The 13,836-nt window shown below is 62.7% G+C and carries 15 protein-coding genes; 8 read left to right on the plus strand and 7 right to left on the minus strand.

The features are described from left to right. Positions 1 to 67: 67 nt before the first annotated feature. A complete protein-coding gene (locus tag ACQ4W0_RS25940; protein WP_436579374.1) occupies positions 68 to 565 on the minus strand; it encodes a pyridoxamine 5'-phosphate oxidase family protein in 498 nt (165 codons plus the stop codon). Positions 566 to 826: 261 nt separating this feature from the next. Between ACQ4W0_RS25940 and ACQ4W0_RS25945 the strand changes: the two genes are divergently transcribed. From ACQ4W0_RS25945 to ACQ4W0_RS25970, 6 genes are all read left to right on the plus strand, one after another. Continuing rightward, the gene (locus tag ACQ4W0_RS25945) at positions 827 to 1,480 is read left to right on the plus strand and encodes a PepSY-associated TM helix domain-containing protein (protein WP_436579375.1); all 654 of its coding nucleotides are present in this window, start codon (positions 827 to 829) and stop codon (positions 1,478 to 1,480) included. A 32-nt stretch (positions 1,481 to 1,512) separates the two neighbouring features. Next, complete coding sequence (locus tag ACQ4W0_RS25950; RefSeq protein WP_099403641.1) at positions 1,513 to 2,028, plus strand: DUF2271 domain-containing protein; 516 nt, start codon at positions 1,513 to 1,515, stop codon at positions 2,026 to 2,028. Between the two features lie 12 nt (positions 2,029 to 2,040). Beyond that, complete coding sequence (locus tag ACQ4W0_RS25955) at positions 2,041 to 2,865, plus strand: DUF4198 domain-containing protein (RefSeq protein WP_436579376.1); 825 nt, start codon at positions 2,041 to 2,043, stop codon at positions 2,863 to 2,865. 26 nt (positions 2,866 to 2,891) lie between these two features. Further along, entirely contained in the window at positions 2,892 to 3,920 is a 1,029-nt protein-coding gene (locus tag ACQ4W0_RS25960) for an FAD:protein FMN transferase (RefSeq protein WP_436579377.1), read from the plus strand. 12 nt (positions 3,921 to 3,932) lie between these two features. Further along, a complete protein-coding gene (locus ACQ4W0_RS25965) occupies positions 3,933 to 5,297 on the plus strand; it encodes a sulfite reductase subunit alpha (RefSeq protein WP_436579378.1) in 1,365 nt (454 codons plus the stop codon). Positions 5,298 to 5,366: 69 nt separating this feature from the next. Beyond that, positions 5,367 to 5,918: a glutathione peroxidase gene (locus ACQ4W0_RS25970; protein ID WP_436579379.1), complete on the plus strand. Its 552-nt coding sequence runs from the start codon at positions 5,367 to 5,369 to the stop codon at positions 5,916 to 5,918. 20 nt (positions 5,919 to 5,938) lie between these two features. Here ACQ4W0_RS25970 and ACQ4W0_RS25975 read toward each other — a convergent pair whose 3' ends face one another. From ACQ4W0_RS25975 to ACQ4W0_RS26000, 6 genes are all read right to left on the minus strand, one after another. Continuing rightward, positions 5,939 to 7,165 (minus strand): DUF2325 domain-containing protein, encoded by a 1,227-nt coding sequence (locus ACQ4W0_RS25975; protein ID WP_436579380.1) that lies wholly within the window; start codon positions 7,163 to 7,165, stop codon positions 5,939 to 5,941. Between the two features lie 38 nt (positions 7,166 to 7,203). Further along, complete coding sequence (locus ACQ4W0_RS25980) at positions 7,204 to 7,530, minus strand: hypothetical protein (protein WP_436579381.1); 327 nt, start codon at positions 7,528 to 7,530, stop codon at positions 7,204 to 7,206. An 85-nt stretch (positions 7,531 to 7,615) separates the two neighbouring features. Next, complete coding sequence (gene hemP, locus ACQ4W0_RS25985) at positions 7,616 to 7,813, minus strand: hemin uptake protein HemP (protein WP_034750559.1); 198 nt, start codon at positions 7,811 to 7,813, stop codon at positions 7,616 to 7,618. Positions 7,814 to 8,063: 250 nt separating this feature from the next. Further along, on the minus strand, positions 8,064 to 8,864 hold the full coding sequence (locus ACQ4W0_RS25990; RefSeq protein WP_436579505.1) for a Crp/Fnr family transcriptional regulator: 801 nt from the start codon (positions 8,862 to 8,864) through the stop codon (positions 8,064 to 8,066). Between the two features lie 327 nt (positions 8,865 to 9,191). Beyond that, positions 9,192 to 9,836: a response regulator gene (locus ACQ4W0_RS25995; RefSeq protein ID WP_034750556.1), complete on the minus strand. Its 645-nt coding sequence runs from the start codon at positions 9,834 to 9,836 to the stop codon at positions 9,192 to 9,194. Positions 9,837 to 9,995: 159 nt separating this feature from the next. Continuing rightward, positions 9,996 to 10,463 carry a universal stress protein gene (locus tag ACQ4W0_RS26000; RefSeq protein WP_436579382.1) on the minus strand — a complete coding sequence of 156 codons (468 nt, stop codon included), beginning with the start codon at positions 10,461 to 10,463 and terminating at the stop codon, positions 9,996 to 9,998. A gap of 467 nt (positions 10,464 to 10,930) precedes the next feature. Here ACQ4W0_RS26000 and ACQ4W0_RS26005 point away from each other — a divergent pair, with 467 nt between their 5' ends. Next, the gene (locus ACQ4W0_RS26005) at positions 10,931 to 11,788 is read left to right on the plus strand and encodes a protein phosphatase CheZ (RefSeq protein WP_436579383.1); all 858 of its coding nucleotides are present in this window, start codon (positions 10,931 to 10,933) and stop codon (positions 11,786 to 11,788) included. Continuing rightward, complete coding sequence (locus tag ACQ4W0_RS26010) at positions 11,788 to 13,668, plus strand: chemotaxis protein CheA (protein WP_436579384.1); 1,881 nt, start codon at positions 11,788 to 11,790, stop codon at positions 13,666 to 13,668. The genes ACQ4W0_RS26005 and ACQ4W0_RS26010 overlap by 1 nt, the downstream gene beginning before the upstream one ends. Positions 13,669 to 13,836 lie beyond the last annotated feature (168 nt).

Genomic DNA, 13,836 nt, shown 5'->3' on the forward strand with positions numbered 1-13,836 from the left:
GATGCATGCAATTTTACCCGGGTTAAATTAAAAGTCAATAACACCCGGGTAAAATGTGGCAGCCCTGCTACAGTTCGACCCGGCCGTGCTCACCCAGGTCTTTCGGTGGTTCACCCGTGATGGCGGCTTTGGCCATTGCATAGAATTGCATCATCTTGCTGGCACTGCTGTCCCAGTATTCGGCTGACTGGATCGTCACCTTGATCAACGACAGCTTCGGATCGTCGAGCCCGCCCGGGAACCAGGCTTTCACCAGCGGATTCCACAGTTCTTCCGCCTTGGCGCGGTCCTTCAGCAGCTGCGCATGGCCGCAGACGGACACATACAGGCTGTCGCCCGTGTCGACAAAGCTGACATTGACTTGTGGATTGTTCAGCAAATCGCGCGTGTAGGCGGCCTCGTCCGAGACAAAAAACCAGATTTGCCCTGCGTTGTCGACCTGCTGCTGCGTCAGGGGCCGGCTGGTGAGGGTGCGCATGTCGTCGCTGGTGGTCAGCATGCCGAATTTGACGTCCTTGATCTTGGCCGCGATGCTGGCCAGTTGTTCGCTGGAATACGCTTGCATGGGGTGCTCCCTTGATGGTTGTCCTGAACAACAGCATAGGCGGGTGTGGCGCGCGGCTCTGTACGACAGCTTACGTAGTGGGGTGCTTTGTTTCAAAGCTGTTACAAAACGCTGGCCTGGCGGGTCGCCCATGTATTGACTTAATAAATGATAATCATTATCATTTGTTTGAAGCTATGGGCATGAACTTTGATTGAAGGATGGGAATGAAGCACACTGACTTGTCGCGCCACCTGGCTCGCTCCTTGCCGGGAGCCCTCGATGGGTAATGCGGGCGCCGTAGACAAGGCCAAGAACAACGCCAGCCGCGCCGTCTGGCTGAAGAACTTGCATCAATGGCACTGGATCAGCTCGGCGCTTTGCCTGCTGGGCATGTTTTTGTTCGCCATCACCGGCATCACCCTGAATCACGCCAGCCAGATCGAGGCCAAGCCATCGATCACGCGCCAGAAGGCGCAACTGCCGGCCCCATTGGTCACCGAACTGGCCGCGTATGCCGCCCGGCATGATGGCGCCAACGCGCCCATGCCGGCCGCCGCCGAGAACTGGCTCAAGCAGCAATGGTCGCTCAACGCGGGCGGGCGTCCCGCCGAGTGGAGCGTCGACGAAGTGTATTTGCCGCTGCCCAAGGCGGGCGGCGACGCCTGGGTACGCATCGGCCTGGAAGACGGTGCCGCCGAATATGAATTGACGGACCGGGGCTGGGTGTCCTGGCTCAACGATGTGCACAAGGGCCGCAACACGGGCGTGGCCTGGAACTGGTTCATCGATATTTTTGCCGGCGCCTGCATCGTGTTTTGCCTGACGGGTTTATTGATTTTGAAGTTCCACGCGGCCAACCGGCCATTTACCTGGCCGATGGTTGGCCTCGGTATCTTGATACCCTGCGCGATCGCCTTGCTGTTTATCCACTGATCGTTTTTACTTTCTTTTTTTACAGGCACACCATGAAATTACGCTACTCCCTGGCGCTTGGCCTTCCCCTGATCGGCACTTCGGCGATGGCGGCCGACCTGGCCCTCAAGCTTGAAATCCCGCAACTGAACGTGGCGGAATATCACCGTCCCTACGTGGCGGCGTGGCTGGAAACGGCCGATCAAAAGGTCGTCGGCAACCTGACGGTGCTGTATGACGTGAAAAAGAAGGACAAGGCGGGCGAGAAATGGCTGAAGGACATGCGCCAATGGTGGCGCAAGAGCGGCCGCGACCTGGCCATGCCCGTTGACGGCGTCAGCGGCGCCACGCGCGCGCCGGGCGAACATACGCTGACTTTCCCTGGCGCCAAGGCCTTGCTCGACAAGCTGCCAGCCGGCGAATACCAGGTGGTGGTGGAAGCGGCGCGCGAAGCGGGTGGACGCGAACTGGTGCGCGTGCCGTTCCAGTGGCCGCTGAAATCGGCCCAGTCCGTTCCTGCCAAGGGCAAGGAAGAACTCGGCAATGTCGTCGTCCAACTCAAACCTTAAGGCGCCTCTACCATGTTGAAGCAACTCAATAAACCGCTGATCGCCCTGGCCCTGGCCGGCCTGGCCATGAATGCCCACGCGCACCGGGGCTGGATGGTGCCATCGAGCACGATGGTGGAAAGCAAGGACGCCTGGGTGACGGTGGACGCCGCCGTCTCCGATGGCCTGTTCGAGATCGACCACCAGCCGCTGCGCCTGGACGCGCTGCAAGTGATCGGTCCGGATGGTGCGAAAGTGGCGCCGGCGAATACTGTCACGGGCCGCTTGCGCAGCGTCTTCGATGTCAAGATGGAAAAGCCGGGCACGTATAAGGCGGCCATCGTGTCGCAAAACGTCATGGCCAGCTACAAGCAAAATGGCGAACAGAAACGTTTCCGCGGCAACGAGGACACCTTCAAGAAAGACATGCCGGCCGATGCGCAAGACGTGAAAGTCACGCGCACGGCCAGCCGCCTGGAAACCTTCTTCAGCAATGGCGAGACCAGCACGGAAGTGTTCAAGCCGACGGGCGTGGGCCTGGAATTTGTGCCGGTGACCCATCCGAACGACTTGCGCGCGGGCGAGAAAGCCACGTGGCGCTTCCTGGTCGATGGCAAGCCGGCGGCCAACCAGGCCTTCAGCCTGGTGCCAGGCGGCGTGCGCTATCGTGGCGTGCTGGGGGAAATCCGCCAGAGCACCGATGCCAAGGGCGAGATCACGTTTACGGTGCCAGCGGCAGGCATGTATTACCTGAGCAGCACCTGGCCAGCGGCCGCGCCGGCCGTGGCCGGCCAGCCGCCAGCCATGCCCGAGCGCCGCATGACGTACGCGGCCACAGTGGAAGTGCTGCCGCAGTAAGCGGCGGCCTCTTCACGAGCTCGCCGATGCGCCGGGTCCTGCTGCCGCAGCATATTTCCGATCAGGTCGCGCCGCCCGGCGCCGCGATCCGGGACTTGCGCGGTTTGACGATGGGCACCAGCTGGTCGGTGCGCCTGCTGGAGTCCGCCATGCCGGGACGCGCCGGCAGCGCCGATTTGCAGCAGGGCTTGCAGCAGCAGCTGGACCTGGTCGTGGCGCAAATGAGCCACTGGAGCGACGCGTCCGACCTGGGCCGCTTCAACCGGGCCGAGCCCGGCAGCTGGCACAGCCTGCCCGCCGCCTTTTGCGAGGTGCTGGGCTTTGCCATGCACGTATCGCAAGCGTCCGGCGGCGCGTATGACCCGTGCGCGGGTGCGCTCGTCAACCTGTGGGGCTTCGGTCCCCGCAAGCGCTACGATGAGCCCGGCTTCCTGCCGCCGAAAGACGATACCGTGACGCTGCTGCTGTCGCAGCGCCAGAGCCGCCGCCTGGAACTGGACTTGCCGGCCCGCCGCGCGCGCCAGCCGGGCGGCTTGCAACTCGATTTGTCTGCCATCGCCAAGGGCCATGGCGTGGACCGCCTGGCCCGCTACCTGGACAGCCAGGGCATCCACCATTACCTGGTCGAAGTGGGCGGCGAGCTGCGCGGCGCCGGCAGCAAGCCGGACGGCCAGCCGTGGTGGGTGATGCTGGAACAGGTCGATGGCGCCGACACCACGCAGCATCCGGCAGAAATGCTGCTGGCGCTGCACGGCTTGTCCGTGGCGACTTCGGGCGATTACCGGCGTTTCTTTGAGGACGGCACAGTTCGGTTCTCACACACCATTGATCCGCGCAGCGGCATGCCGATCGCCAATCAACTCGCTTCCGTCACCGTCGTGCACGCCGAATGCATGGCGGCCGACGCCTGGTCGACGGCCCTGACCGTGCTGGGCTTGGATGCCGGCATGGCGCTGGCCGAAGAGCAGGGCCTGGCCGCGCGATTCCTGCAGCGCGACGGCCATGGCTACCACGAAACGCTGAGCAGCCACATGCTGGCCATGCTCGACGAATGAACTATTAACTCCATGATTTTTACGCACGATACGACTCGGCTGGCTTTGCTGGCCGCCCTGTCCCTCAGTTATGCGGGCGTGTGCCTGGCACCCTGGCTGCGCGCGCGGACCAGGCGCCGCGCCGCCGTTGCCGCCAAGGCGGCGCTGGCCAACAGCCCCGCCTGGCTGGTGGCGTATGCGAGCCAGACGGGCAATGCCGAGGAACTGGCCACGCAAACGGCGCAGAGCTTGCAGCTGGCAGGCATTCCCGTGCGCCTGTGCGCGCTGGCTGAAGTCACGGCCATTGATCTGCAACAAGCCGAACGGGCCTTGTTTTTGGTTAGCACCTATGGCGAAGGCGATGCGCCCGACAATGCGGCCGCCTTCATGGGCAGGCTGATGACGGGCGAGCTCGCGCTGCCGCAATTGCATTACGCCGTGCTGGCCCTGGGCGACCGCAGCTACGGTCACTTCTGCGGCTTCGGCCGCGCGCTCGATGCCTGGCTGGCGGCGCAGGGCGCTTCGCGCCTGTTCCAGCGCATCGAGGTCGACCGCAGCGCCAGCGCTGCCATCGAGCAATGGTTCCAGCATCTGAGCCACCTGGCCGGCACCAGCGACGCGCCCGACTGGAGCGCCCCCGCCTTTGGCGACTGGCGCCTGACGGGCCGGCATTTGCTTAATCCGGGCAGCGCCGGCGGCGCCATCTTTCATGTGGAACTGGCGCCCGTGGCGGGCAGCTTGCCGGACTGGCAGTCGGGCGACCTGGTGCAGGTGGCCGCGCCGCTTGAGCCTGCGCAACCGCGCGAATATTCGATCGCCTCGATCCCGCGCGATGGCGGCGTGCACTTGCTGGTGCGCCAGCATTCGCATCCCGATGGCAGCCTGGGACTGGCCTCGGGCTGGCTGACGGCGCAGGCGGCTGTGGGCGACGTGGTGCAGCTGCGCTTGCGCCAGCACCGGCGTTTCCGCCTGGAAGACAATGCCCAACGGCCATTAATTCTGATTGGCAACGGTAGCGGCATCGCCGGCTTGCGCGGCCACCTGAAGAGCCGCGTGCTGGCGGGTCAGCGGCGCAACTGGCTGATCTTTGGCGAGCGCAACGCGGCCCACGATTTCCATTATCGCGACGAAATTGAAGGCTGGCACGCCAGCGGTGACTTGCCGCGCCTGGACCTGGCGTTTTCGCGCGACCAGGCGGAGCGCACCTACGTGCAGGACCGCCTGCGTGGCAATGCCGACGAAGTCAAGCTGTGGCTGCAGCAGGGCGCCGCCATCTACATCTGCGGCAGCCTGGCCGGCATGGCGGGCGGCGTCGACCAGGCCCTGCAAGAGATGCTGGGCCGGGCCGCGCTCGACGCGCTGGCGGCAGAAGGGCGTTACCGGCGCGACGTGTACTGAGTTTTTGACGCCGCCAGCGCGTTCGCGCGCGCACAGCTATCATGATCGTTTCTTCCGAGGAGAACCATCATGAGTGACAGCATTTACGACATTCCCTTGCGCCGCATCAATGGCGAACCCGCCAGCCTGGACGCCTACCGCGGCAAGGTGGTGCTGGTGGTCAATGTGGCGTCCGCCTGCGGCTTGACGCCGCAGTACGAAGGACTGGAAAAACTCTACGCCGACAAGCAGGCCGAGGGCCTGGTGGTGGCCGGTTTCCCCGCGAATGAATTCGGTGCGCAGGAGCCGGGCAGCAATGCCGAGATCGCGGACTTTTGCCGCGGCACCTTTGGCGTGCAATTTCCCCTGTTTGAAAAGATCGTCGTCAAGGGGCCGGGCCAGCATCCGCTGTATCAGCGCCTGGTGCAGGAACAGCCGCAGGCGCAGGCAAAGCCGGGCAGCGATTTCCGCGCCAAGCTGGCCGGCTACGGCATCACGCAGGAGCAGCCCAGCGACGTGCTGTGGAATTTCGAGAAGTTTTTGATCAGCAAGGAGGGCAGGGTGGTGGGGCGCTTCTCGCCCGACACCACGGTCGACGATGCCATCTTGCGCGAGGCCATCGACCGCGAGCTGGTGGCGTAAGCACGCCGCCCGGTGCCGTATTACTCTGCCGTGTTCAGCGCGGCAGGTTCCATTTCCCCGCTCACTTCCTGCAAGCCGCGCGCCAGGCTGGAGATGCTGGGGTTGTCGATGAAGACGCAGCGCTTGCCCGTGCGCTTGCAATAATCCTTCACGCGCCAGTAGGCGCTGTGGCTGATGCAGCCCGTCTGGCAAATCACCAGGTCGGCCGCCGCGAGGCTCGAATCGAGCAGGTTGGCATTGTCTTCCAGGCCGCCGTCGTGGTGGGCGAATTGCGCGCCCACGCGTTCGATCAGGGCGCGGTAGGTGGCGACATTGCCGCTGCGGCCACCCACGCACAAGACGCTTTGATCGACCAGGCGGATCGGCATTTTCAGCTTGCCGCCCGTCGGCACTTCCAGCTTAGTTGCCGGTGGCGGCACGGCGGCGGTCGGACGTGGCTGGGCCTGCTTCAATTCTGTGATTTGCTGGCGCAATTCCTTTTCGCGCTCATCCATTTGCGCCAGGCGTTCGACCAGGCGCGTGCGCGATTCCAGCGCCGGGATGGCGGCCTGCAATTGCGCCAGATCAAAGCGCAAGCCATCGATGACGCTATCCTTGCCGATGGCTTCGGCCCGCGTGCGCAGCAGCACGGCTTCCTGGCGTTCCAGTTCGCCCGTTTTTTCCATCAGCATGGCCTGGCTGCGCTGTTGCAGCTTGGCCAGTTCGTGCGTCAGGCGCGCATTTTCTTCCTGCAAGGCCGTAAATTTTCCCATGTCGGCACGCACGCAGGCGCCGGCCTGGTGCTGGATCATGTGCAAGTCGCGGCACATCTGCTCTTCCAGTTCGGCGTCGCAGCGCGGATGCGTCAGGCCGGCCCAGAAGGCGCCCGACACGTCGCCGTTGGCGACGGCCGTGCGCCACAGTTGCGCTACCTGCTCGGTGGTCTTGGCGCCGCGAAAGCGCAGGATCACGGGGGCGTAGCGGCGTTCGAGTTCCTTTTGCAGGGCTTCGGACAGGCGGTTGCGCGCCCCGCATTCCGTCACGGCGCCCACGTGCACTTCGTAGTCGTCGGCCAGCACGCGCCCGCCCGTCATCTTGCCCACCAGCTTGCGCAGGTAGCCCAGCGGCAAACCCACGCCGACCAGCGGGCAATGGCAGGTATGCGACAGTTCCCACAGCCGGCGGCGGCGCGAAGCGAGCGCGGCTGTTTCGGCCTCGCCGCTGGAACAATTGCTGATGACGGGCAGGGACTGGTCTTTGTCACACATGGCGATATCCTGTTAGGCGGTGGGGTGTCGAAGAGAAATTATTGCGGCAGGGGCGATGCGGGGCGCTTGGCGCTCAGCAGGCGTGCCAGGCGCTCAAACACGCTGCTCTTGGGTGGCGCGGGACGGTGCAGCGCCACCAGCGTGGCCCATTGCTGCGACAACTGCTGGCAGGTTGCTTGCAGCACGGGCCCCAGGCCGGGCGAGCTGGACAGCACTTGCAGATGGCGTTCGATGACGCCCGCCAGTTTCTCGCAGGGACTTCCCGCATGGTAGTGCGACATCAGGTGCAGCACGGCCGACAGCAGCAATTCAGGCTGTTGGCCCTGCGGGGACGGAAACATCGGGGAAGGTCGGTCGTTCGCCATCAAACACTCCTGTGCGGTGGTTTGGCTGGCTGCGCGCACGGAGCGCGACTGGCTGGCGAGTGTGGTGACTGGCTGCCGTGCTGCTTCAGGCAGTCAGGATCAGCTTGTTCAATTGGGTGACGCGCAGGCGGTAGATCTTGCCGCTGTGCTCAATTTCCACTTCGCGGCCCTGCTGCAGCAGCGCTTCGCTGGTGATGCGGCGCGCCGGTTGCGCCATGCTGACGGGAGGACGGACGTGGGCGGTAGCGGCATCCTGGATCAAGGCTGGTTTTGAGCTTTGCATGTTGGGCTTTCTTGTCTCAGTTGAGAATGATTCGTATTTGCATTATTGTTGAATGTGGCCCGAAAAGCAAGGCTTATTTGTGCGAAATCTGTGCTTTTTTACGGCGCCAGGGCAGCTTGGATGAGAGTGCTGCGCAAAGGCAGCCGCAGGCGCGGCGCGGAAGGGGAGCGGCAGCAAAAAAGACCCGGCAAGGCGGTGCGCGCCTTGGCCGGGTCAAGCCTGTGCCAAGCTTGAAGGAAACGGGATGGTGTTAAATAGTGGCCAGCAATTGCGCCGAGGCGGTGGCGGCGGTGTCGGCCTTGAGCTTGGCGGCGGCCAGCTGCTTGGCGCGCGAACGCGAGGGCGGCAGGCGGCGCAGGGTTTTCAGGGCGTCCGGATCCTTGATGCCGATGGTGCGCTGATCGACCGAGATCAGGCCGATTTCATTGAAGGCGGACAGGGTGCGGCTGACCGTTTCCAGGGTCAGGCCCAGGTAGCTGCCGATTTCATGGCGCGTCATGCGCAGGTTGAACAGCTTGCTCGAATAGCCCATCTGCGCGAAGCGGTCGGCCAGCGAGACGAGGAAACGCGCCACGCGGGCCTCGGCGCTGAGGGCGCCCAGCATGCCGATCATCGCCTGTTCGCGCACCAGTTCGCGGCTCATCACGCCGTACATGACATTTTCCAGTTCCAGGTGCACGCGGCCCAGCGCCGTCAGCTTCTTGAACGGCAGCAGGATCAGGTCGCAGTCGGACAGGGCCACCGCTTCCGAGGAATAATGGCGCGAGTGGATGCCATCGACGCCCAGCATGTCGCCCTTCATGGGAAAGCTGAGTACCTGCTCATTGCCGAATTCGTCGATGAGCACGGTTTTCAGGAAGCCTGAATTGACGATGTACAGGGTGTCGAACGGCTGGCCGATGGTGTGTACGCGCTGGCCCGTCTTGAATTGCACGTGCTGGAACAGCAGTTCGTCGGCGGCGATGGTGCAGGCGCTGGAGATATGCAGCAGGTCGCACACCTCCTTCAGGTTCGACCATAGGCGCCCCTGGCGCTGGCGTCCCGCTTCCATCGGAGAGGAGGGGGCCAGCGATGGAGAGGCAGCGCGGGTTTCAGGCGTTTGCGTGGACAGCATGTTCATCTCCTGGTGACAGGTAGTTCCGAGTTGAATGACAAGGTGCGCAGGACGGCGGGCGGGCAAGGGTCGGCGGCGCGCGTCCAGGCTGGTAATGCTCAATTCGCTGAAGACTTGCTGTGTGATGAAATAACTTCCCAGCAACTTGATTACTGGTTTCAGTATGCCAACAACCGTATGCAATTAATATCAGCAGTGGCTGAATATGACAGTAGGAGCTGTGGCAATTGATGTAGGATTGTTCCTACTCGCAGGCGAGCACGGTCAGGTCTTGAAGGGGGACAGCAGGCGGTGCGCCACGGCATATTGGACCATTTCCGACAGCGAACTCATGCCCATCTTTTGCATGATGCGCGTCTTGTGCGTACTCACCGTCTTCACGCTCAGGTGCAGATTGTTGGCGATTTCCGTGATCGACTTGCCCGCCACCAGCAGGGAAAAGACTTCGAACTCGCGGTCCGACAGCTGTTTGTGCAGCAAGCTTTCATTCGGCATCATGATGTTGAGCACAAGTTGCTCTGCCACCTCGGCGCTGATGTAGGGGCGCCCCGACGCCACCTTGTGGATGGCGCCCACCAGCTGGGTGCCCGCGCTTTCCTTGGTCAGATAGCCTTGCGCGCCGGCGCGGATGGCGCGCACCGCATATTGTTCTTCCTCGTGCATGGTGAGGATCAGGATGGCCAGCTTGGGCGCCTCGCTGCGGATTTGCCGGATCAGGTCGACGCCGCTGCGGCCCGGCATCGACAGGTCGAGCAGCAACAGGTCGAAGCCGCCCTGGCGTACGTGGTTGAGTACCTCAAAGCCGTCGATGGCTTCGCCCACGATGTCGATGTCCGGCGCGCCGTCAAGGATGCGCTTCAATCCTTCCCGCATGATGGTGTGGTCGTCGGCAATCACAATACGTATCATAGGCGCAATCTGGAGGCGTGTAATTTGCCCTGGCCGTTTTGTGGCGGCCGGCCAGGTGTTAAGAAACGTGAAATTTTGTCATCTTAACTGAAGTGGCCGCAGTTTTGCCTTATTTGCGCGATATATCGGCTGCGGCGGCCTGCGTGGCCATGTGACCCCTTATTTCGATGGGGGTTCCTTGATCAGCCTATGCACGAGCACCGGCAATTTCGAGTGCGACAGCACTTTGTTGGTCACGCTGCCGAGCAGCAATTGCCCCCAGCCGCTGCGGCCATGCGAGCCCATGAAAATCAGGTCGCATTGCTGCAATTGCGCCACTTCCACAACTTTCAGGGCGGGGCTGTCGGAAAAGGCGGTCAGGCCCGTCGCTTCCAGGCCCCGCTTGGCGGCCGCGTCGAGGATGGGCTGCCAGTGGTCGGCGCCCGCCTTGCGCATGGCGATGCGGTATTCCTCCTCGCTGGGATAGCTTGGTGGAATGATTTCGATGTACACCGGATACTGGTATTCGGGCGCCACGTACACGGCAAGGATGTCGGCTTGCATCTGTTCGGCAAAGGCAACGCCGGCACAGGCCGTCAGGTTGGAGACGGTGGAGCCGTCCGTGGCGATCAGAATTTTCTTATACATGGCAGGTCCTTTGGCGGTGACTCAGCGCGTGCAACGCCCCTAATTGTAGGCGCGGCAGCAGCATGGTATTCATGTAAAGACTTGATAATTATCAATACTATTGCACCTTCAGTATAGACAACATTGGTAGAAAGATCGTGTTTTAGCCGCAATGATATCCATGACGCACTGTTGCGCAGGCGCCCGCGAGCAGGATTTCTTGTGCGGCGCGTGGTCTTGCAGGCACGCCAATGGTAGTATTTCAAAATACAACGGCAGGAACACTTATTTCCTGACGGAAAAGGTCTTATGGAGCAGCTTTACACCAGGAAGCGCGTTTTGAGATTTACCAACAGGGCGGCGCCCTGCTACACTCGCACCATCGCAGCGGTATTGCCTCAAATCATCTTAATCGAGAAATTGTGGGTATCAGTCTGTAAAACGCACAGTTCAGGCGGAATTTTGACAAATTATGGAGAAGCAGGGATATGACCAACGCCGCTGATGATTTTGATGCATTATTCGATGAAGTATCTGCGCAAAGTGCGGCCGCTCCCAAGCCCGCGCCTGCCGCAGCGCCCGCAGCAGTGATCGCGGACGATGATTTTGATGCGCTGTTCGACTCGGTGTCGGCCAGCGCTGCCGTGCCGTCAGCCGCCGCGGAAGCGCCAGTCGCCGCCGCGCCGGAAGCGTCACCGGCGGCTGCCGCAGGCGTGCCTGGCGAAGCGGCCGATCCTGTCGACCAGTCCGACAAGCCGATGTTCGAGCGCCTGGGCGGCATCGTGCGCCTGCTGCACGATTCGCTGCGCGAATTGGGCTACGACAAGGCGTTGACGGAAGCGTCGTCGCAGATCGTCGATGCCCAGGACCGCCTGGAATATGTCGCCACCCTGACCGAACAGGCCGCCAACAAGGTCCTGAATACGCTCGACGAAGGCATGCCGGCGCAAGATGTGCTGTCGAAGAAAGCCAAGGACATGGACAGCCGCTGGACGGCGCTGTTCGATGGCAAGCTGAGCCTGGAAGAATTCAAGGCCCTGGCTGGCGACTCGCGCCAGTTCGCGCAAGCCGTTGCCGAGGCAACGGAAGCGGAAAAAGCGCGCTTGCTGGAAATCATGATGGCGCAGGACTTCCAAGACATCACGGGCCAGCTGATCAAAAAAGTGGTCAACATCACCAAGACGGTGGAGCACGAGCTTGCCCAGCTGCTGCGCGACAACGCGCCGGCTGAAGTGCGCGAGAAACTGGCGCAAAAGCCGGTGCCGCTGATGCAAGGCCCGTCCGTGCCGTCGGTGGCGCTGGACCAGGATAATGTAGACGACCTTCTTGCGGATTTGGGATTCTAATGGACGATATGCTCAAGGATTTCGTCGTTGAGGCGATGGATCTTGCGGTTAATGTTGAAGAGCACTTATTGCGCCTCGAGCGTGATCCTGACAACAAGGAAACACTGAATGCCGTGTTTCGTTCCTTCCACACCATCAAGGGTGGCGCCGGCTTCATGGGCTTGCCCGCGCTGGTGGCGGCCTGCCATCTGACGGAAAATCTGTTCGACGCCTTGCGCACGGGCGCCGCGCCCGTGACCCCGATCGCCATCGAGGCGGCGCTGCAAGCGTCCGGTTTCGTGGCCGACCAGCTGACGGAACTGGCCAACGGTGCCGCGCCGGAAAGCTTGCCGGCCATGCCGGAAGAGCTGGAACACATCCTGACGAACGCCATCGAAGGCAAGGGCATGGACGCACCTGCACCTGCACCTGCCGCTGCCGTTGTGGCGCAAGCCGCCGCGCCCGTTGCCGAAGTGCTCGTGGCGGCGCCAGCCGCCGCTGTTTCCAGCGCCGGTGCCGATGGCCTGGACTGGGAAGGCATGTATAACGCCGTCGTGCCGGCGGGTAGCCAGGTCGCTGCCGCACCGGCTTCCGCCGTCGCCGCCGCGCCTGCCGTCGTGGCCGCCGCACCTGCCACTGCTACCAAGCCGGCTGCCAAGGCCTGGGATGGCGCGGAACGCCGCGACGAGCGTCCGGAAGTGCGCCATGCCGCGCCCGTCAAGGAGGACAGCATCCGCGTCGATGCCGTCAAGCTCGACGCGCTGCTGGAAGTGGCCGGCGAGTCGGTGCAGGCTGCCAACCAGGCTGCCGTGCTGCTCGAACGCTTGCTGCAATTCAAATTCGAAGGCCAGGCCGCCACCCTGATGGCGACCCTGGCGGAAACCCTGGAGCGCGCGTCGCGCTACTCGACCGAACTGCAACGCGCCACCCTGGCCACGCGCATGCAGCCCGTGGGCCGATTGTTCCAGAAATTCCCGCGCCTGGTGCGCGAACTGGCGAAAGACCTAGGCAAGGATGTCGAGCTGACCATCGAAGGTGCGGAGACGGAAGTCGACCGCGTGGTGGTCGACAGCCTGTACGATCCGCTCGTGCACATGCTGCGCAATTCGCTCGACCATGGCGTTGAGTCGCCGGAAGCGCGCCTGGCTGCAGGCAAGCCTGCCAAGTCGTATATTTCGCTCAAAGCCTGGCAGGAAGCGAACAGTGTCATGATCGTGCTGCAGGATGATGGCAAGGGCATGGACCCGGCCTTCCTGCGCAGCAAGGCCCAGCAAAAGGGCTTGATCAGCGAAAACGCGCAATTGAGCAACGACGAATGCTTCCAGCTGGTGTTCCTGCCTGGTTTCTCGACCAAGGAAGTGGCGTCCAGCGTCTCCGGACGCGGCGTGGGCATGGACGTGGTCAAGACGGCCGTGGAGAAAAACCGCGGCGCCATCCACATCGAATCGACGCTGGGCAAGGGCACAAAGTTTGCCATCCGCCTGCCGATCGAGCTGTCCATCGTGCCGACCATGCTGGTGTCCACCTCGGGCGCCGCGCTGGCGCTGCCGATGGCGGTAGTGCAGCGCGTCGTCGAATTGCCGGAAACCTTCATGGAAGTGGGCGGCGCGCCTGTGCTGAAAGACCAGGGTCGTCCATTGCCCGTGCGTTCGCTGGCCGGCGCCCTGGGTTACGAATCGTGCAGCGAACGCGTAGGCATTGTTGTCGCTGCGCCACAGCCGTACATTCTCGCCGTGGCCGCCGTCGATGGCACGGCCGACCTGGTGATCAAGCCGATGACGGCCATCACCGTGGAAGGCATTACCGGTACTGCCCGCTCGGCCGAAGGCGAGCTGGTGCTGGTCGTGGGCCTATCTTTCCTGATGGATGGTTGCAGGGGTAGTGTGCGTTTGGCTGCATGATTGCACCTGACAAAACCTACTGCGCGTCGGTATAGGCGGCCTGCGATGCTCACCGTACTTTAGTACGGTTGCGCTTCTTAGCCACCTCTCCCTTCCGCTCGTTACGGTTTTGTCAGGCGCTGTAAGTATCGCTGTATTCATGAGAAAACCCGCTATGTTTAGCGGGTT

It is taken from the genome of Janthinobacterium breve (assembly GCF_051380895.1).
In the GTDB taxonomy this organism is placed as follows: domain Bacteria; phylum Pseudomonadota; class Gammaproteobacteria; order Burkholderiales; family Burkholderiaceae_D; genus Janthinobacterium.

Excerpts from the sequence above, each read along its gene's own strand:
- ACQ4W0_RS25940 (WP_436579374.1), bottom strand. The coding sequence starts at position 565 with ATGCAAGCGTATTCCAGCGAACAACTGGCCAGCATCGCGGCCAAGATC.
- ACQ4W0_RS25945 (WP_436579375.1), top strand. The coding sequence starts at position 827 with ATGGGTAATGCGGGCGCCGTAGACAAGGCCAAGAACAACGCCAGCCGC.
- ACQ4W0_RS25950 (WP_099403641.1), top strand. The coding sequence starts at position 1,513 with ATGAAATTACGCTACTCCCTGGCGCTTGGCCTTCCCCTGATCGGCACT.
- ACQ4W0_RS25955 (WP_436579376.1), top strand. The coding sequence starts at position 2,041 with ATGTTGAAGCAACTCAATAAACCGCTGATCGCCCTGGCCCTGGCCGGC.
- ACQ4W0_RS25960 (WP_436579377.1), top strand. The coding sequence starts at position 2,892 with ATGCGCCGGGTCCTGCTGCCGCAGCATATTTCCGATCAGGTCGCGCCG.
- ACQ4W0_RS25965 (WP_436579378.1), top strand. The coding sequence starts at position 3,933 with ATGATTTTTACGCACGATACGACTCGGCTGGCTTTGCTGGCCGCCCTG.
- ACQ4W0_RS25970 (WP_436579379.1), top strand. The coding sequence starts at position 5,367 with ATGAGTGACAGCATTTACGACATTCCCTTGCGCCGCATCAATGGCGAA.
- ACQ4W0_RS25975 (WP_436579380.1), bottom strand. The coding sequence starts at position 7,165 with ATGTGTGACAAAGACCAGTCCCTGCCCGTCATCAGCAATTGTTCCAGC.
- ACQ4W0_RS25980 (WP_436579381.1), bottom strand. The coding sequence starts at position 7,530 with ATGGCGAACGACCGACCTTCCCCGATGTTTCCGTCCCCGCAGGGCCAA.
- hemP (WP_034750559.1), bottom strand. The coding sequence starts at position 7,813 with ATGCAAAGCTCAAAACCAGCCTTGATCCAGGATGCCGCTACCGCCCAC.
- ACQ4W0_RS25990 (WP_436579505.1), bottom strand. The coding sequence starts at position 8,864 with ATGGAAGCGGGACGCCAGCGCCAGGGGCGCCTATGGTCGAACCTGAAG.
- ACQ4W0_RS25995 (WP_034750556.1), bottom strand. The coding sequence starts at position 9,836 with ATGATACGTATTGTGATTGCCGACGACCACACCATCATGCGGGAAGGA.
- ACQ4W0_RS26000 (WP_436579382.1), bottom strand. The coding sequence starts at position 10,463 with ATGTATAAGAAAATTCTGATCGCCACGGACGGCTCCACCGTCTCCAAC.
- ACQ4W0_RS26005 (WP_436579383.1), top strand. The coding sequence starts at position 10,931 with ATGACCAACGCCGCTGATGATTTTGATGCATTATTCGATGAAGTATCT.
- ACQ4W0_RS26010 (WP_436579384.1), top strand. The coding sequence starts at position 11,788 with ATGGACGATATGCTCAAGGATTTCGTCGTTGAGGCGATGGATCTTGCG.